Genomic DNA, 17,991 nt, shown 5'->3' with positions numbered 1-17,991 from the left:
CCTGTGCGTGGAACCCGCCGTCACTCGGCGGCCCTGCGCTTGCCCCGCTGGCGGCGCGGGTACGGGAAGAGCCTCGGCTTGCGCTTGGCGGCCACGTCCTCGACCCAGCCGAAGGTCAGCACCAGCAGCCCGATCAGCGGGATGGCCACCAGCAGCGTGAACCACTGGCTGGACAGGAGCCAGGTGAGGTGGGTGTAGAAGAAGGGGATGTTCCAGAGCGGGTCGATCAGCGGGATGGCGACCACCAGACCGACCTGGTGCCACAGGTAGACGCTGACCGCGCGCGAGTTGAGCAGGCTGACGAGGCCGTTCCAGCGTTCCAGGGGCCTGGGCCACTGCTCCCAGGACGGGCTGACGTGGAGCAGCATGGCGACGAAGCCGAGGGACCACAGGGCCTGGGCGATCGGCCAGGCCTCGATGTCGGTCGGCTGGGACGGATCGACCGGCCGTGTGTTCAGGTACCAGAGACCGGCCACCATGATCAGCGGCGCGACGGACGGCACGACGTACTGCGGGATCTTCTTGAGCAGGCCCTCCTGGTGGGCCATGCCGAGGATCCAGCAGGAGCCGAACATGGCGAAGTCGTTGGCGGTCTCCCAGACCCGGCCGTAGATGAACTCCTGCTCCGCGAAGAAGGTGTTCATGACGATCACCACCGCGAGCGGCGTGAAGAGCGTCACCACCGGGAACTTGCGCAGCGCCCAGAGCATGAGCGGGGAGAGCAGGACGTACCAGAGGTAGGCCCGGAGGTACCAGAGCGGGACGATGACCTGCGCGGCCCAGGTCGGTTCCACGTGGTGCTGGAGACCGGAGAACCCGCCCAGCTCCTCCCCGAACGGCGGGGTGCTCAGCGGCAGGAGCCAGAACACCAGCTTGCCCCACCACCAGTTGGGGTGACCCTCGGAATCGGGGCCCCAGCCGTCGAGGATCTGCAGGGTGATCATGATGGCGCCGAACAGCCACATCGGCGGCAGCAGCCGGCGCAGTCGTCCGCGGATCACGCCGAGGGCGGGACGGCTGAGCGAGCGCGTCATCAGCGAGCCGGCCAGCGCGAACATCACGCCCATCGACGGGAAGACGAGGGGCAGCCAGAACCAGCCGAAGTTGTGGTAGAGCACCACACGCCCCAGCGCCAGCGCGCGCAGCAGGTCGAGATAGCGGTCCCGGCCTCCCTTGCGCTGGACCGGAGCCTCCGGCTCAGGCTCCGGCTCCGGCAGCAGTACGGCGGGGACCCTGAGCTGGACGGTGTCCTGGAAGCGCCCGAACTCGACGGATGCGGTCATGTCAGGCCTCCACGGGTGCGCTGGCGACCTCGCCGGTGCGCCGCAGCTTCTGCCAGCGCAGCCGGCCACCGGTCATCGCCGTGATCGCGGACTGCAGCAGGACGATGTACATCAGCTGGCGGTAGACCAGCTGCTGGATCGGCAGGCTGATCAGGTGCCAGGGCTTCTCGCGGTCGAGCCGGAAGGCGTACCAGGACAGCAGGGCCTGGAGCAGGATGAAGCCGCCCCAGCTGGTCACGGTGATCGGGGCGTCCCCGAACAGCACGCCGTACACCAGGAACATGTCGACCAGCGGCGCCAGCAGCGGGGCGACCACGCCGAAGAGCACGATGAGCGGCAGTCCGACCCGGCCGAAGCGCCCGGCCGGGCCGCGGGAGGTCACCGCGCGGCGGTGCTTCCACATCGCCTGCATGCTGCCGTAGCTCCAGCGGTAGCGCTGGGACCAGAGCTGCTGGAGGCTGGCCGGGGCCTCGGTCCAGGCGCGGGCCTCCTCGGCGTAGACGACCCGCCAGCCTTCGCAGAGCACCGCGATGGTGATGTCGGTGTCCTCGGCGAGGGTGTCGTCGCTCATCCCGCCGACCTGCTGCAGGGCCTCCTTGCGGAAGGCGCCGACCGCGCCGGGGATGGTGGGGATGACACCCAGCACGTCGTACATCCGGCGGTCCAGGTTGTGGCCGAGGACGTACTCGATGTGTTGCCATGCGCCGATCAGGCTGTCGCGGTTGCCGACCTTGGCATTGCCGGCGACCGCGCCGATCGTGGGGTCGCCGAACGGCTGGACCAGCTCGCGCACGGTGGACGGTTCGAAGACGGTGTCGCCGTCCATCATCACGATGATGTCGTGCGAGGCTGCCGCGACGCCGGCGTTGAGCGCGCTGGGCTTGCCGCCGTTGACCTTGCGGATCAGCCGGACGAACGGCAGGTCCATCTCCTCGACGATGTCCGCGGTGCCGTCCGTCGAGCCGTCGTCGATGACGATCACTTCGATCGGATAGTCACTGGCGGCCAGCGAGTTCAAGGTGTTGGCGATGCACTCGAGCTCGTTGTAGGCCGGGACGAGGACGGTGACCGGCTCGGTGACCGGCGCCCCCCATACGTCCCGTTTCCTGGCGCGGCGGGCGTGGATCGGCGCGAGGACGATCATCAGCGCGAACCGGCCGAAGTTGAGGAAGCCGACGACGGCCAGCAGCGCGACCAGCACCGGCAGGGTGTGCACGGCGAACTGGGTGGCCCAGATGAAGCCCTTGCCCGCCCACAGCTGGAAGCCGTGCACCGGCACGGTGGCACTGGAGGCACCGAGCGCCTCGGAGATGGTGGTGAAGCGGTAGCCCTGCGCCTGCAGCTTGTCGATGATCTGCGTGAGCGCGGCGATGGTCTGGGTACGGTCACCACCGGCGTCGTGCAGCAGGATCATCTCGCCCGCGCCGGGCTTGGACGGCATCGCCGCCTTGACGATCTCCTCGACGCCGGGCCGCTTCCAGTCGTCGGTGTCCTTGTCGATGAACGCGGTGAGGTAGCCGCGCGCGCCGACGTACTTGATGACCGGGTAGTTCCAGTCGTCGAGCGCCGTGGCGTCGGAGGAGTAGGGCGGGCGGAACAGCGCGCTGTGCACGCCCGCGACTCCGGCCAGCGCCAGTTGTGTCTGCGCCAGCTCCCAGCTGATCCGGGCGTGGGACTGGTACACGAGGTCGGGGTGGGTGAAGGTGTGCACGCCGAGTTCGTGGCCGTCGGCGACGATCTGCCGGATCAGCTCGGGGTAGCGCGTGGTCATCGCGCCGGTCACGAAGAAGTCCGCCTTGATGTCGCGGGACTCCAGGAGGTCCAGGATCTTCGGGGTCCACTCGGGCGAGGGACCGTCGTCGAAGCTCAGGACCACGGTGCGGTCGGGTATCCGGTAGCTCACCGGGTGGTCGTTCTTGTCACCGCGCGCGTCGATGACGGGACCGCCCTTGAGCAGGTTCTGCGGGACGGTGTCCTTGTCGACCGAGATGGCGATCCGGTCGTCGTGGAACGCCTCGTTGTTGGCGAGGCCGCGCAGCACGAGCAGCGCGAGCAGGCAGGCCAGCAGGGACAGCGGCATGAAGAAGCGCAGCGGGGGCGCGGCCAGTCGGCGTGGCCTCAGCAGGGACTGCCGGCGGCGCTGGTGCCGGGACCGGGACAATGACGCTCCTGGAGATGGGTGGTGCGGATGATCAGCTGCGCTTGACCGGCTGCCGGGAAGGCGTTGCCCCGCGCGGCACGGTGTCCGTGGTCTTCGAGGTGCCGGACGAGGTGTTCGCCGTACCGGCCGACGGCTTCGACGTCCCGGCCGACGGTTTCGGCGTCCCGGCGGAGGTCTTCGACTGCGGAGTCGCGGACCGCGTGCCCGACTTCGGCGAGGCCGACGGGGACGATGCCGCCTGCTTTGACGAGGAGGCGGGCGACGGCGACGGTGTGGGCGACGGGGCCGGCGGCAGCGAGGGCTGCGTGGGTATGCCCATCGCCGGGGCGTCGGCCTGCACGCCGATCAGGCTGCTGCCCATGGCGACCGCGAGGATCGCGCCGACGACGGAAACCGGCCATCCGAAACCGCGCAGCAGACGGCCGCGCATGCCCGACTGGTCGACGAAGACCGGGGCCGGAGCGGACTCCTCGAAGTCTGAATCCGACATATCGGGTACACCCTGATATGTCGTCCCTCGCTCGAAGTAGTTGAAAGCTGGGCGCACCTTGCGAGGCCTTTCATTGCAGGGTACGTAGACCACGGGATCGCAGGGCGAACGCTAGTGCACCGACGTCACTCGACTTGGGGCCCATGTCAGGATTTAGCGCTATCCGCGCGGGTGTTGTAATCGGATCGAGATACCAATCGGCAGTACCGGCCAGTAAAAACGGGGGTGAAGCCTCCGGATACCGAACAGTAGGTTTCCGGCCACGCCGATTTCGCTCGGAACGCGGTCTCCGGGAGGCACGAAAGCCACCCGGGCGGCCGTCCCGGTGCCCGCCCGGCACCTTAGGATGACCCCCTCGTCGGATCAGCCGTTGATCCTCATGCAGAGGGCGTGTCCAGGTACCGCCTCTACGCCCCAAGGAGCCCGCGTGAGCCAGCCTCGCCGCACTTCTCGTCGCCGCGCGTGGACCGCGCTCACCCTGCCCGCCCTGCTGTGCGTGCTCGCCGCGTGCTCCGGCGGCGGCGCCGCGTCCGGCAAGGGCGGCGACGGCCGGCCCAGCGCCGCGCCGACCCCGGCCGGCCCGCCGGGAACCCTGTTCGACAACTTCCACTACAGCGGCGCCGACGACCCCTCGCTCGCCGCCCACGGCTGGGAGATCCGTACCGGCGGGGGCGGCCCGGGCGTCCAGGACAGCTGGAACACCGCCGGCGCCGGCTTCCCCGCCGACACGACCGCCCAGGGCGGCAAGGTCATGCAGCTGCAGTCCTCCACCGACGGCACCAAGCAGGGCACCAAGCAGGTCGAGGTGCTGACCACCGGCAAGAACCTCTTCACGGGGACCTACGCCGCCCGGGTCCACTTCAGCGACAAGCCCTCGAGCGGCCGCAACGGCGACCACGTCGTCCAGACCTTCTTCCCGATCTCCCCCTCGGACTCGTCCGCGAACTACAGCGAACTCGACTTCGAGTACCTGCCGAACGGCGGCTGGGGCTCGACGGGTCCGCGACTGGACAACGTCAGCTGGTACAAGGCCGACCCGCCGGACCGGGTCAACAAGACGACCAAGCAGCGCCTCGAGGGCTGGCACCTGCTGATGATCACCGCCATGGACGGGAAGGTCGTCTACTCCCTGGACGGCAAGGAGACGTTCACCAGCTCCGGCAAGTACGTGCCGCGCGAGAAGATGGACATCCACTTCAGCAACTGGCTCATCGACCTCCCCTTCACGGGCGGACAGCGCACCTGGGACATGAAGGTCAACTGGGTCTACTACAAGGCCGACGAGGCCGTGTCCCAGGCGGACGTCCAGAAGACCGTGGACGGCTTCTACGGCGCCGGCACGAACTACGTCAACACCGTCCCGAAGGCCTGACAGCCCTCACGCCCGGCCTCTTCGCAGCACGACTCACGAGTCGATCCCGCCCGGGACGCCGCGCGTGCGCAATCAATGGCCTGGTGCGGTCCATGCGAACCCCTGGCAGGGAAGGCTGACGGCGGGCCGGCCCGTGACGTTGTGGACGGCCGTGAAAGGGGAGAACGCTGTGGTCGCGGGCGGACTCCCGGGCCGGGTCGCTCTCGTTCCTCATCCTGCCGACCGCCTGGGGCGGTTGGGCCGGCGCGGGAGGGAGGATCGTCCGTCGGTCGGTGACGCCGACGACTCGACCCGGTGGCCGGGGCGGCTGAGCAGATCGGCCGCGCTCTCCACGGCCGCCCGGCCATCCGGGTGCACCACGACGCCCGGGGACCGTGGCCTCGGTGATGACCGCGATGCGCGGCGTGGTCGCGGAAGGAAGTGCCGTCCGGCAGGTCGGGTCGGGCGCAGCGCAGGCGTCTCCCGGCATCGCGCCGGCCAGCACGTCCAACAGTGCTGCGGCGTCGGCGACGGTGCGCGTCGGCGGCCGCTGGTCGTCAGGCCGCTGACGTCCCAGCTGACCGGACCGGCGCTGACCCGTCCGCGGCTCGGCTTGATCCCGTACGGGCCGGCCGAGGCCGGGTTGCGGATCGATCCGGCCGAGTGCTATCAGCTCGCCCTGATCCAGCGCCGTCGGATCGTGTAATTCCGTCACGCCTGACCCTCTCGCCCCCGCGGCCGAACCCGGGTGCCGTCCATCCCCACCTCCTCGGAGCGCCGCCGGCTGACGCCGCACCGGCGAGCCCGTCCCGGACACGCCAGGCCCGATCCCACCATGAGGCCATGGGCCAGCCGGCGTGAGGAATGCCGAAGTCGATTGCCGCGCAGAGCCGGCGGGCGTGGAAGTGGCCCCGGAGGGGTCTCGGCGAGCGACTCTAACAGACCAAGATCCAGAAGCATTGCAGCAGGTGGCAGCGGCCGACGGCACAGACCGGTGAAATCGCCTCAATCCGAACACAAGCGCGTCAAGGCTGGTAAATCCAAAGCCTGTTGACGCTCCAAAGCAACGCTGGTTACGCTCGCCGGGTTGCCTGCGTGACCAAGAGTCTTCGTGGGCATTCAAAAAACGGGGGCTTCTACAAAAGATGGAGCCAACAAGCACCGGGGACCCAGTTGTGCTTAGTAATGGCCACCTAAAAAATCAATCCACCAGCCCGAACCCGGCATTCGGGACTTTCGCGTGCATTCATGACCTTTTCTCCGGGCAAGCCGCCCGGTCACCCGATGCCACGGCAATCGAATTCCGTAGCGCGTCTTTGACGTACCGTGAGCTCGGCTCACGTTCGGATCGCGTGGCACGCGCGCTCATCGACCGGGGGGTCGACCGCGGGGACTTCGTAGCGGTGCAGATGGAGCGCTGCCTGGACCTTCCAGCCGTCCTGTTGGGCATCCTGAAGGCCGGCGCCGCCTACGTCCCGATCGATCCCCAGGCGCCCGCCGCGCGCCGGGAATTCATCATCCGCACCGCTGGCACAAAAATCGTCGTCACTCACCGAGCCGTGTCCGAGAGAGTCGATCCGGCCGTCTCTCCGTCCCTCGACATCGATGCCGGGGATTTCTGGAGAGGCCCCACAGGCCCTGCAGGTATTCCTCGCACGATCGCGACGGATCCCGCCGACATTTTTTACCTTCTCTTCACCTCCGGCGCCACCGCAGAGCCCGAGGGCGTCATGCTCGAGCACGCCGGAATCTCGAACATTCTGAACCGGATGGTCCGCGAATACGGCTTCTCGGCCGGCGACCGGTTGCTCCAGAAAACGCCTTACACGTTCGACGCATCGATATGGGAATTCTTCGTCCCACTCATCAGCGGCGGCACGGTCGTGCTGGCGGAGCCCGACGGCCACCTTGACCCCGGCTTTCTGGCCGAGACGGTGGCGGCCGAGCGGATCACCACGATCCAGCTCGTGCCCTCGATGCTGCGCCACTTCCTGAACGATCCCGCCGTCCCGCGATGTCGCGACCTGCGCCACATGTTCGTCGGCGGTGAGGCACTGCCCCGCCGGCTGCAGGACTCGTTCTTCGCGAAGCTCTCCGTGATCCAGGTGCTGACCTGGACCTGCTCGCCGGAGGACACCCGGCCCCACGTCCCCGTCGGCCGCCCGGCCGACAACGTCGTCGCCCCCGTGCTCGACGAGGCGGGGCAGCCGGTCCCGGTGGGCGAGGTCGGCCAGTTGCACATGGGCGGTGTCGCGCTCGCCCGGCGGTATCCGGGACAGCCCGGGCCGAGATCCGGCAGCAGACCCTGGGCTCGGCCTCGGTGCGAGTCCGTGACGACTTCTTCGAGATCGGTGGCAATTCCATCGCCGGTCTTCTGATGATCGCGCAGGCCAAGAAGTCCGGCATCGTCCTCACCCCGCGGGACCTGCTCCGACTGCGCCGCATTGATGCGATCGCCGCAGCGCTCCAGCAGCGCTAGCGACCCGACGCTTCACACAGCGGCACCTTCCGGCCTGATTCCCCGGAGAGTCGCCATGCCTTCAGAACGGTCTCTTCCCATGAGTGTGCCCCATCCTGACGCGGCAGCTTCCGACATCCCGCTCTCCTGCACCCAGGAGAGCCTCCGGCTGCCGTTCGACCGGATCATGGTCATCACCATCGGTCTGCTGGGCGGAGCCTACGTACGGCTCGGGATGGCAACGGCAGCCGGACTCGGCTCGGCCATCTCCAACCTGAACGCCTGGCAGCCGGCGCTCACCCCACCGGGTGGCAAGGGCCGGGTGATCGGCACCCTGGTCTTCGTCACGTTCCTCGGCCGGTTCGTCCCGCTGGTGTTCACGCAGCCGCTGACCCCGGCGCTGGGCATCGCGCACAGCCGCGTGACGGCGGGTCTCGTGATGCTCGCCACAGCGCTCGGCACGGTGCTCCGGCCGGCAGCCGGGGTACGGCAGGCCGCGCGCGCGACAGCCGAGGCCCGCCGTGTCGCCCGGCCCGGCCCGCTGACAGCTCCTCCGACAGACGGCTAACCCTCAAACCAGCAAATGGAGGCCCCCACCCCATGCTTGCGCACACTTCGCCCTCAGAGAAAACCACTTCGTCGGTCGCCCGGCAGCCGTCCATCAGCGTCGCCATCCTGGCGAGTCGCCCGCTGATCCGTGCCGCGCTCCGCAGCGCCCTCGTGGGCTCCCCGGGTATCGAGACGGTGGCCGAGGCCACCTCCATGTACCAACTCGACCGGGTCCTCGCCACGAAGGCGCCGAACGCCGTACTGCTCGACGACGCCGACCCGATGTGGGACACCCTCGACGTGCTGCGGCGCGTGCGCGAACACCCGGGCAGGCGCGTGGGGATCGTCGTCCTCACCGACCTGGCCATCACGGACGTCGCCCTGGAGTACCTGCGCGCGGGTGCCGACGCCCTGGTACTGAACGACGGCGCGCTCGACGACATCGCCGCCGCGGTGCGCGCCGTGTCGGAAGGCCATGCCGTGGTCCCGCCCCCCTTCACCCGCAAGCTGGTCGATCTGCTCGGCACCCGTCCCCCGGCACTCCCCGGCAACGACCACCTGTCCGAGCTGACCGCGCGCGAGCAGGAGATCTTCGAACTCATCGTCACCGGCATGTCCAACCACGAGGTGGCGCAGTCCCTGGTGCTCAGTGAGAAGACCGTGAAGTTCCACGTCTCCAACCTGCTGCGGAAGCTGGGTGTCCGCAACCGCATCCAGGCCGTGATCTACGCGCGTGAACACTGCCTCCTCGGGCTTCGCTGACCTCCTCCCCACGGAGCTCCGGAACAGGCGACGCGGTGTGCGAACCGTCGCCCTTCCGGAGCTCCGTCCGGCTTTTCGCCCCCGACCCGCCGAGGGGCGCCCCGGCTCGGCCCATCGAGTTCAGGAGGCGGGGCGGCTCCTCCTGCGGGTCGCGCCGCGTCCGAGCCCCGCATAGGTCGGAGCCGGAAGCGCCGCACGGTCGCACTTGCCGTTCTCGGTGAGGGGCAGGGCGGGAAGCGGGACGATGACCGAGGGAACACATTGTTCGGGCATCCGCCCCGCGATGTGCCGACGCACGGCGACCGCGGAGTCCGCGTCCATGTCGGGAGTCACGTACAGCACCAGTCGCGGATCGGCGCCCTCGTCCCGGCGCACCATCGCCACGGCGGATCCGACGGCCGGGTGCTCGCGGGCCACGGATTCGATCTCGCCGAGCTCGATCCGCAGTCCGCGGAGTTTGACCTGGTGATCGCTGCGGCCGTGGAATTCCAGCACCCCTTCGCTGTTCCGGCTCACCAGATCACCGGTGCGGTAGAGCCGGTCCCCGCCGGCCGGATCCTGGACGAAGCTCGCGGAGGTCAGTTCCGGCTGGGCGATGTAGCCGCGAGCCAGGCAGACTCCTCCGAGATACAACTCGCCGATCTCGCCGGCGCGGACAGGACGCCCCTCCGTGTCACGAACGGCCACGCGCACCCCGCGGATCGGTCGGCCGATCGGCACGGTCGGCCCCGGCTCCGGCCTGCGGCAGGTCCAGTGGGTCACGTCGATCGAGGCCTCGGTCGGGCCGTAGAGGTTGTGCAGCAGGGCGGCATGGGAATCCGCGAAACGGTTCGCCGACTCCGGGTTCAGCGCCTCGCCGCTGGCGATGACATGACGCAGCGACGGGCAGGAGAACGGCTCGACCTCGGTGAGGAACAGGTCGAGCATCGAAGGGACGAAGTGGATGACGCTGATGGACTCCCGCCGGATCGTCTCGGCCAGGTATTCCGGGTCCCGGTGGCCGTCGGGGCGCGCCATCACCAGTCGCGCTCCGGCGGTCAGCGGCCAGAGGAACTCCCATACCGACACGTCGAAGGTGTACGGGGTCTTCTGGAGCACCGCGTCACCGACGGCAATGGGGAACTGCTCCTGCATCCAGCGGATCCGGTTGACCAGACCCCGGTGCGGGACCGCCACTCCCTTCGGCCGGCCCGTGGAACCCGACGTGTAGAGCACATAGGCCAGATCGGCATCGCCGGGATCCGGTCGGTCCGTACGGCCGACCGGGCCGGACGGTGTGGCGGAATCCCCGTCGAGGCCGATGACGCACAACTCCCGGAACGCCGAGAACTCGACCGTCGAATCCTTGTCGCACATCAGCACCGGGGGCTCGGCCTGGCCGAGGATGTGCTCCGTGCGGGCCGCCGGCCACGAGGGGTCCAGCGGCAGGTACGCGCCGTCCGCCAGCAGGACCGCCACGATCGCGACGGCGAGGGCGACGGATCGTTCGGCGCGGATGGCGACGGGCACGTCGCGGGCGACGCCGAGGCCCCGCAACCGGTCGGCCAGCGCACCCGCCCGTCGCGCCAGCTCACCGTAGGTGATGGTCTCGTGCTCGTCCGAAACCGCCGGGTCTGCCTCGTTCGTCTCGAACCGGTGGCGCAGCAGGTCCGTGATCCGCGCTCCGTCCTCGGCCGCCGGCTCGCCTTCGTCGAAGTCCGGGGCGGACGGGGAGAGCTGCCCGATGAGCTGCTCGAGCAACGGTCCGGTTCCGTGGTCCGCCAGCAGGGCGCCGGTGGGCAGCGGCAGCCGTTCCACCCGGATGTCGTCCTCGGGCCAGTCGGGATGGAGGAAGCGCTCTCCGTCGTCGCCGAGCAGCACGGCGTCGGGCAGGAGGCCCGCCGGGACCCGGGCGTCCAGCACCTGGAGGAGGAAGTGGAACCAGGTCCGGTAGCGGTCGGTCAGGTGGGGAACGCAGAATTCGATGTCCTCGTCGGGGAGTTCGTCGGCACGGAGCTTGTCCGCGAGCGCGTTCCGCAACATGTCCAGTATCGCCTGCAACGAGAGGTCGCCGTCGTAGTCCTCGACCGGCGCACCGACGAGTTTGGCGTGGAGCACGCTGACGTCCGCCCTGATCAGCTCCGGTGTCATCCAGGTGGGCTCGACGAGGATCACCCTCGGGCGACGGCCGTGACCGTCGGTCAGGGCCTCGGCCACGTGCAGGGCCAGGGTGGCCGCACTGCAATAGCCGAGAACGACCTCTGGGCACGCCTCCATGCGACGCAGCTCCGCGGCGTAGGCGTGGGCGAGCCCGACGATGTCGAAGTCCGCGCCGGCGGCCGGCCCGTTCACGGCATCGATGCGGAGGACGGCCCGGTCGGAGTCGGCTTCCGACACCAGCGCCGACAGGGTCTTGCGCGCCGTGAATTCGTTGAAGTCGACGACCACCACCGGCCGTCCCGGCCCGGGGCGCAGGGAGGTGATTCTGACGTCCTGACGTTCACTGTTCATGGATGGTGGCGACCTTTTCAATCATGCGCGTTCGGGTGCGCCGGAGGCGCTCAGGAGCGTTGTGACGTACTCGACCTGCGATCCGAAGGTGGGGTTCGCAAGCACATCCTGCAGAGTCATCTCCACCGCGTGCTGCCGGTGGATGTGGCCGATGAGCCTGACGGAGAGGAGGGAGTCCCCGCCCAGGGCGAAGAAGTCCGAATCCGGCAGGGGTTGCACCGGGCCGAGCAGCCGTTGCCAGGCGGCCTGGAGCGAGGTCTCGACATCGGGCCGGCTGTCAGATCCCGTCCGGTCCGGTTCCTCGGTGACCGGCTGCGCGGGCGTTTCGCCGCCGGCCACGGGCGTTTCGCCGCCGGCCTCGGGCGTCTCGGTGCCGGCCGCGGGCGTTTCCGTGCCGGCCGCGGCGGGCGGCACGGAGGGCTCGATCCAGTGCCTGCGCCGCTGGAACGGATAGGCGGGAAGCGAAACCCTCCTGGCACCGGCGGTGCTGAAGGCCTGCCAGTCCACCTCGGCGCCGGCCGCCCATGCTTCGCCGATCGCCGTGACCACGGTCCGGTGGGCGTCCTCGCGGTCGCCGCTCCGCGGCATCGTGGTGATGCAGCACGGGTCGGCACTGCTCTCGTGCGACCGCACCAGGCTGGTGAGGGCGTTGCCCGGTCCGACTTCGAGCAGAACCGGGTTGGCCGTGGCGAGCATCTTGCTCAGGCCCGCCGAGAAGCGCACGGGCCGGCGCAGGTGTTCGGTCCAGTATTCGGCGGAGTACTCCCGGACAGCGGCTCCGGTCACATTCGACAGCACCCGGATCTTCGGCTTGCGGTACTTGACCGCGGCCGCTTCGCGGCGGAATTCGGCGAGCACGGGATCCATCATGGAACTGTGGAACGCGTGCGAGACGTGCAGCGGTCGGCTGCTGACGCCCCGCACCGCGAGGTCCGCGGCGAAGCCCTCCACCTCTTCGGACGGTCCGGCGACCACGACTGCCTGGGGGCCGTTGACGGCCGCGATCGAGAGGTCACCGGTGAGCAGCGGCGCCACGGTCTCCTCCGCCGCCAGCACGGCCAGCATCCGCCCACCGGGCAGGGTGTCCATGAGTCGCCCGCGCGTCGCCACCAGCCGAAGGGCGTCGGACAGGTCCATGGCTCCGGCCAGGCACGCCGCCGTGTACTCGCCGATGCTGTGGCCGAGCATCATCCTGGGCCGCAGTCCCCAGTCGCCCAGCTGGCGGGCGAGCGCGTACTCGGTGAGGAAGATCGCGGGTTGGGCCAGTCCGGTCGTGCGCAGGAGCGCCGCGTTGTCGGAGCCGTCGTCACCGGCGGGATCCAGCAGGAGGGACCGCAGCCGCGTGTCCGACTCGGCCGCCAGCAGCTCGCAGCCCTCGTCGAACACCTCCCGGAACCGCGGCAGGGCCCGGTGGAGGCCGGCCGCCATTCCCGGGTACTGCGATCCCTGCCCGGGAAAGAGAAAGCCCAGGCTCACGCCACGGGCCGCCCGGCGGGGTACCGAACGGGTCAGACGCTCGCCGAGGTCGGCGCCGTCCGAACCCGTCACTGCCGCACGCCACGGCAGGGCGGCCCGGCCGACTCGGAGGGTGTGACAGATGTCCGCGACCTCGGCCGCGGGCGCCGCCTTCCCGTGAGCCGACAACGACTCCGTCAGGGACCGCAGGGCATCCTCGGTGTGTGCCGACGCGATCATCAGGTGCGGCTCGCGGGTCCGCGCCCGCGTGGGGCCGACGGCCGGCGGCTGCTCCACGATGACGTGGGCGTTGGTGCCTCCCAGACCGAAAGCGCTGACCCCGGCGCGCCGGGGTGCCGCTCCGCTCGGCCAGTCGGTCAGTGCCGTGTTCACGAAGAACGGCGTGTTCTCCCAGTCGATCTCGGGGTTGGGAAGCTCACAGTTGATGCTCGGCGGAATCACGCCCTCGCGAACCGCGAGAACGGCCTTGATCAGGCCGGTGACCCCGGCGGCGGCGTCCAGGTGCCCGAAGTTCGACTTGACGCTGCCGATGGCGCAGAAGCCGCTCTTCGGGGTGAACTCCCGGAAGGCGTCGGTGAGTGCGGCGACCTCGATGCCGTCGCCGAGTTCGGTGCCCGTACCGTGGGTCTCGACGTAGCCGATGGTGGCCGCGTCCACCTGTGCGGCGCGCAACGCCGCGCCGACGACCTCGGCCTGGCCGCCGGCACTCGGCGCCGTGTATCCGATCTTGCGAGCACCGTCGTTGTTGATCGCGGATCCGCGGATGACCGCGTGCACGTGGTCGCCGTCGGCGAGCGCCTCGTCGAGCCGTTTGAGGACGACCAGTGCGGCTCCGCCTCCCACCACCGTCCCGTGCGCGTCGGCGTCGAACGGGCGGCAGTGCCCGTCCGGGGAGAGGATGCCGTGCCGGCTGTACAGGTAGCCCGACTCCTGCGGCAGCTGGACCGACGCGCCGCCCGCCAGGGCGAGGTCGCACTCACCGCGCAGCAGGCTCTGACAGGCGAGGTGCACGGCGACCAGCGAGGTCGAGCAGGCGGTCTGCACCGTCAGAGCGGGCCCGTTCAGGCTCAGCTTGTAGGCGATGCGGGTGGCGGCGTGGTCCTTCTCGTTGCCGAGCATGATCTGGAGGAGTTCGGCCGGGTCCTGTTCCCGTGCGCCGGCCAGGACGTGGCGCAGGAGGTAGCTGTTCGCGCTCGTCCCCGCGAACACGCCGGCCCGGCCGTGGAATCCGCCGTAGCCGGCCTCGTCCAGCGCTTCCCATGCGCATTCGAGGAGCAGCCGTTGCTGAGGATCGGTGAGTTCCGCCTCTCGCGCCGAATAGCCGAAGAGCTCCGCGTCGAACATGTCGACGCCGTCGAGCACTCCGCGCACCGGCACGTACTCCGGGTTCGTCCGGTCGGCGACCGGCACTCCGGCGGCAGCGAGCTGCTCGTCGCTCAGGCGTGTCAGGGACTCCTTCCCCTCCAGCAGGTTGGCCCACAGGTGCGCGATCCCGTCAGCGCCGGGGAATCGTCCGGCCAGACCGATCACCGCGATGGGCTCCGTCAGGTGTGCGGCCGCCCGGCCGGGGGTCGTCAGCATGCTGTGTCCGTCATCTTCCTGCGGAGGAAATCCGCCAGTTGAGCGATGGTGGGGAGTCTGAACATCTCGACGAGCTTGATCTCACACGTGGGATAGGCCTCGAGCAGCTGACTGCGGACCATGGGAATCCTCAGCGAGTCACCACCCACGTCGGCGAAGCGGTCCTGGTAGCCGAAGTCACTGGTACCGAGCACGTTCTCCCAGATCTCCGCGATCCGGTCCTCGATCTCCTCCAGCGTCGGCCCGTCCTCGGGCGGGCCGGCGGCGGGCCCGGAGTCCGGCGCGGGCCGGGACTCGTCGAGGGCCAGCGCGGTCAGCGCCTTGACGTCGACCTTGCCGTTGGCCGTCGTCGGAAGGCTCGGACAGATCGCCCAGAGTGCCGGAACGGCATGGCCGGGCAGCCGTTCGACCGCCATCGCGCGGAGCTGCTGGGAGTCCAGGCCCGCGTTCCCGGTCACGATCCCGGCGATGAGCCGCGTCTCCCCGTGGCCGTCACCAACGGCCGCGACCACGGCGTCCGTGACTCCCGGCAGGCGGCTGAGTACCGCACCGACCCCGTCGAGTTCGATCCTGAATCCGCGGATCTTGACCTGGCCGTCCCGACGGCCGAGGATCCGCAGGTTCCCGTCCGCGTCCCGGCGGACCAGGTCCCCGGTCCGGTAGTACCGCCGACCCGCCCGGTCGTAGCCGAAGCCGCGCTCGGTCTCCTGGGGATCGTTCAGGTAGTCGATGGCCAGGCCCGCACCCGACGTGCAGAGTTCACCGACGGCGCCTCGCGGGACGGTCAGCCCGCTCGCGTCGAGGACCGCCACGGCGGTCCCGGTGATCGGCCGGCCGATCGGAACCGTCTCGCCGACCTCGGCCGCGTCGTCCATGTGATGGACCGTGGTGAACGTCGTGTTCTCCGTCGGCCCGTACCCATTGGTCACCCGCAGGCCCGGACAGACCGAGAGGACCCGGCGGACCTGCGCCGCCGGGACGGTGTCGCCGCCGGTCAGCAGCTGGTCGACACCGCTGAAGGCCTGTGGCGCGTGATCGGCCACCAGCCGGAACAGGCCGGCTGTCAGCCACAGTCCCGTCACCGCGTGCGCGTCGAGGAAGGCCGCCAGCGAGTTCGGCTTCGGGTACTGATCCGGGTGGACGACGATCGCGCCTCCGGCAGCCAGCGGGGCGAACAGTTCGAGCGTTGACGCGTCGAAGGACAGCTGGGCCAGCCTGAGGAAGCGCCGCGACGCGGATTCACGCACGACGGTGTCGTCCGCGACCAGGCGGCACACGGCCCGATGCGGGACACGCACCGCCTTGGGCCTTCCGGTGGACCCGGAGGTGAACGCGACGTACGCGACGCGCTCCGGATCGGGGTCGGCCGCCGGCTCCGCGACGGCGTCGACGGGCGCCCACGGATCGACCGGCTCCAGCAGGGGCACCGCCGGGGCGGCGCTCTCCAGCTCGACCGCGCGCCCGGCGCCCGCCAGCACCAGCGACGGTTCGGCCACGTCGAACACCTGGCGGAGGAACGGGGCCGGCACACCGGGCTCCAGGCCGATGTAAGCGGCGCCGACCCTCAGCACGGCCAGGACCGACACGACCTCCTGTGCCGAGCGGGGCACGGCGATGACCACGTGGTCGCCGACGGTCACGCCCGCGGCGCGCAGGGCAGTCGACTGCGCTTCGACGGCCCGTACGAGCTCCGCGTACGTCAGGGGCTTCGAGCCGGGCTCCACCACCGCGGGCGCGTCCGGACGACTGCGCGCGACTCCTTCGACCAGGCGCCAGACATCGGTGGGGCCGTCGCCGGCCTCCTGGTCCGGGAATCCCGCGCCGTCCTCCCCTTCGTCCTCGCCTGACTGCTCCTGGAGCAGGTCCCGAAGGCACCGGTCCGCGTTCCCGGCGGCGGTCAGCAGAGCGAGGACGGCACGGAAGTCCGCGATGAGCTGCGCCGCCTCCCACGGTGAGAACGCCGACGTGGCGTACTCCACGCACAGGCGGGGTCGCTCTCCCCAGCGCTGCACGTAGAGCAACGCGTCGAAGATCGCGCCTCCGCAGTGTCCCTCGTGGATCTCCACGTCGAGCCCGGGGACGTCGATGCTGCCGGGCACCATCTCGTCGTGCGCGGCGAAGGCGATCTGGGTGAGGGCGTTCTGCGCGGTGTCCGTCACGGCCCCCAGCCCGGCGGCCAGCTTCTCGAACGGCACCTGCCGTGCTCCGAGTGCCGAACGGATGTCGCGGCCGATGTCCTCCACCTGCCGGCGCACCGTGGCGTCGACATCGATCCCGCACCGAACCGGCAGCAGCGTCGTCATCAGCCCGACGGACTGCTGCTCCGGGGCGGTGGAGCGACCCACCCAGGAGAGTCCGACCAGGACGTCGGTCGCTCCGGCGCGCCGGGCGGTCGCGATGGACCACGCCGCGAACAGGACGGTGTTCCGGGTGACGCCGCAGCTGTCCGCCAGGGCCGTACACGCGTCGCGGACCTGCGCGTCGAGCTCGATCGGCACCCGTACGCCCCGGTGGTCGAAGAGCTCCTCCCGAGGCAGGTCACTGGGGAACCGGACGACTCGCGCGGCTCCGGCCAGCTCCCCGACCCGGCGTGCCGCAAGCGCGTCGACGCAGGCCGGCTGCCCGCCGTGCAGAGCCGGCGCGGGTCCGCCGGACTCGACATCCGTGTAGTGGTCGAAGATCTCCCGCCAGAGCACCCCGATGCTCCAGCCGTCCGCCACGACGTGATGGATCAGCAGGCTGAGCACATGCCGGTCGGCGCCCGCGCGGGTCAGCACGAAGACCACGGGAGGACGCTCGAACGGTGCCAGGAGCCGGGTGGAAGCCGACCGCAGCATCGTGTGCACCAGCTCGACACCGGCCCCGCCCTCGGGAAGATCGAGCGTGTTGAGCACGAGCTGCGGCTTCCAGCCGGGGACGACCCGCGCACGCAGTCCGTTCGGCTGCCGCGAGAAGACGGTCCGCAGCGCCTCATGGCGATCGGAAACCGCCTGAAGGGCCCGGCTCAGCCGGTCGACGTCCAGCGTTCCGCGCACGTCCGCGCTGAACAGCAGGTGCCAGGCCGCTCCCGACCCCGCCTCCTCGCTCACGAGCATCGCGGACTCGGCCGTGGAGGCGTCCCGCTCTCCCTGCCGTACCGCTCCCGTCTCCACGGGGGTCGGCGAATGCACTTGCGCGGCTTCCAGCACCGACCCGAGGGGATCGGGGCCCAGCAGGCCGGGGAGGTCGAGAACGGCTCCCGCCCGTTCGGCCCGGGCGGCCAGGTCGACGGCGCGCAGGGAGGTGCCGCCCAAGGAGACGAACGACCTGTGCGCGGCGTTCGCCGCCACGTGTTCCGCTGTCTGCCCCAGCGTCCGCGCCGCCAGCGCGATCAACTCCGGAATCATCGCA

The 17,991-nt window shown here is 70.1% G+C and carries 11 protein-coding genes; 6 read left to right on the top strand and 5 right to left on the bottom strand.

What is annotated here, in order from left to right; all coding sequences use genetic code 11:
• Positions 1–20: 20 nt before the first annotated feature.
• The gene (locus ACZ6Y1_RS08255) at positions 21–1,283 is read right to left on the bottom strand and encodes an acyltransferase family protein (protein WP_469624829.1); all 1,263 of its coding nucleotides are present in this window, start codon (positions 1,281–1,283) and stop codon (positions 21–23) included.
• Between the two features lies 1 nt (position 1,284).
• Entirely contained in the window at positions 1,285–3,375 is a 2,091-nt protein-coding gene (locus ACZ6Y1_RS08250; protein WP_469624901.1) for a bifunctional polysaccharide deacetylase/glycosyltransferase family 2 protein, read from the bottom strand.
• A gap of 68 nt (positions 3,376–3,443) precedes the next feature.
• Here ACZ6Y1_RS08250 and ACZ6Y1_RS08245 point away from each other — a divergent pair, with 68 nt between their 5' ends.
• The 6 genes from ACZ6Y1_RS08245 to ACZ6Y1_RS08220 all read left to right on the top strand — a co-directional run bounded on the left by ACZ6Y1_RS08245 (position 3,444) and on the right by ACZ6Y1_RS08220 (position 9,054).
• The gene (locus ACZ6Y1_RS08245; protein ID WP_469624825.1) at positions 3,444–3,950 is read left to right on the top strand and encodes a hypothetical protein; all 507 of its coding nucleotides are present in this window, start codon (positions 3,444–3,446) and stop codon (positions 3,948–3,950) included.
• A 411-nt stretch (positions 3,951–4,361) separates the two neighbouring features.
• Complete coding sequence (locus tag ACZ6Y1_RS08240) at positions 4,362–5,306, top strand: glycoside hydrolase family 16 protein (protein WP_469624823.1); 945 nt, start codon at positions 4,362–4,364, stop codon at positions 5,304–5,306.
• Positions 5,307–6,430: 1,124 nt separating this feature from the next.
• Positions 6,431–7,663 carry an AMP-binding protein gene (locus tag ACZ6Y1_RS08235; RefSeq protein WP_469624821.1) on the top strand — a complete coding sequence of 411 codons (1,233 nt, stop codon included), beginning with the start codon at positions 6,431–6,433 and terminating at the stop codon, positions 7,661–7,663.
• On the top strand, positions 7,606–7,764 hold the full coding sequence (locus ACZ6Y1_RS08230) for a phosphopantetheine-binding protein (protein WP_469624818.1): 159 nt from the start codon (positions 7,606–7,608) through the stop codon (positions 7,762–7,764). Before ACZ6Y1_RS08235 ends, ACZ6Y1_RS08230 begins: the two co-directional genes overlap by 58 nt.
• A 79-nt stretch (positions 7,765–7,843) precedes the next feature.
• The gene (locus ACZ6Y1_RS08225) at positions 7,844–8,311 is read left to right on the top strand and encodes a hypothetical protein (protein WP_469624816.1); all 468 of its coding nucleotides are present in this window, start codon (positions 7,844–7,846) and stop codon (positions 8,309–8,311) included.
• Positions 8,312–8,343: 32 nt separating this feature from the next.
• On the top strand, positions 8,344–9,054 hold the full coding sequence (locus tag ACZ6Y1_RS08220) for a LuxR C-terminal-related transcriptional regulator (protein WP_469624814.1): 711 nt from the start codon (positions 8,344–8,346) through the stop codon (positions 9,052–9,054).
• Positions 9,055–9,174: 120 nt separating this feature from the next.
• On the opposite strand, the gene ACZ6Y1_RS08215 is transcribed toward ACZ6Y1_RS08220, so the two are convergent.
• From ACZ6Y1_RS08215 to ACZ6Y1_RS08205, 3 genes are read right to left on the bottom strand one after another with little or no spacing between them, the layout of a single operon-like run.
• Complete coding sequence (locus tag ACZ6Y1_RS08215; protein ID WP_469624811.1) at positions 9,175–11,544, bottom strand: amino acid adenylation domain-containing protein; 2,370 nt, start codon at positions 11,542–11,544, stop codon at positions 9,175–9,177.
• A 21-nt stretch (positions 11,545–11,565) separates the two neighbouring features.
• Positions 11,566–14,601: a type I polyketide synthase gene (locus ACZ6Y1_RS08210; protein ID WP_469624808.1), complete on the bottom strand. Its 3,036-nt coding sequence runs from the start codon at positions 14,599–14,601 to the stop codon at positions 11,566–11,568.
• Positions 14,595–17,987 (bottom strand): non-ribosomal peptide synthetase, encoded by a 3,393-nt coding sequence (locus ACZ6Y1_RS08205; RefSeq protein WP_469624806.1) that lies wholly within the window; start codon positions 17,985–17,987, stop codon positions 14,595–14,597. Before ACZ6Y1_RS08205 ends, ACZ6Y1_RS08210 begins: the two co-directional genes overlap by 7 nt.
• Between the last annotated feature and the right edge of the window lie 4 nt (positions 17,988–17,991).

The organism is Streptomyces sp. NPDC053432, from assembly GCF_055585365.1.
This window is presented reverse-complemented; position numbering and strand designations above follow the sequence as displayed.

Excerpts from the sequence above, each read along its gene's own strand:
- ACZ6Y1_RS08245 (WP_469624825.1), top strand. The coding sequence starts at position 3,444 with ATGACGCTCCTGGAGATGGGTGGTGCGGATGATCAGCTGCGCTTGACC.
- ACZ6Y1_RS08205 (WP_469624806.1), bottom strand. The coding sequence starts at position 17,987 with ATGATTCCGGAGTTGATCGCGCTGGCGGCGCGGACGCTGGGGCAGACA.
- ACZ6Y1_RS08220 (WP_469624814.1), top strand. The coding sequence starts at position 8,344 with ATGCTTGCGCACACTTCGCCCTCAGAGAAAACCACTTCGTCGGTCGCC.
- ACZ6Y1_RS08225 (WP_469624816.1), top strand. The coding sequence starts at position 7,844 with ATGAGTGTGCCCCATCCTGACGCGGCAGCTTCCGACATCCCGCTCTCC.
- ACZ6Y1_RS08210 (WP_469624808.1), bottom strand. The coding sequence starts at position 14,601 with ATGCTGACGACCCCCGGCCGGGCGGCCGCACACCTGACGGAGCCCATC.
- ACZ6Y1_RS08215 (WP_469624811.1), bottom strand. The coding sequence starts at position 11,544 with ATGAACAGTGAACGTCAGGACGTCAGAATCACCTCCCTGCGCCCCGGG.
- ACZ6Y1_RS08255 (WP_469624829.1), bottom strand. The coding sequence starts at position 1,283 with ATGACCGCATCCGTCGAGTTCGGGCGCTTCCAGGACACCGTCCAGCTC.
- ACZ6Y1_RS08235 (WP_469624821.1), top strand. The coding sequence starts at position 6,431 with ATGGAGCCAACAAGCACCGGGGACCCAGTTGTGCTTAGTAATGGCCAC.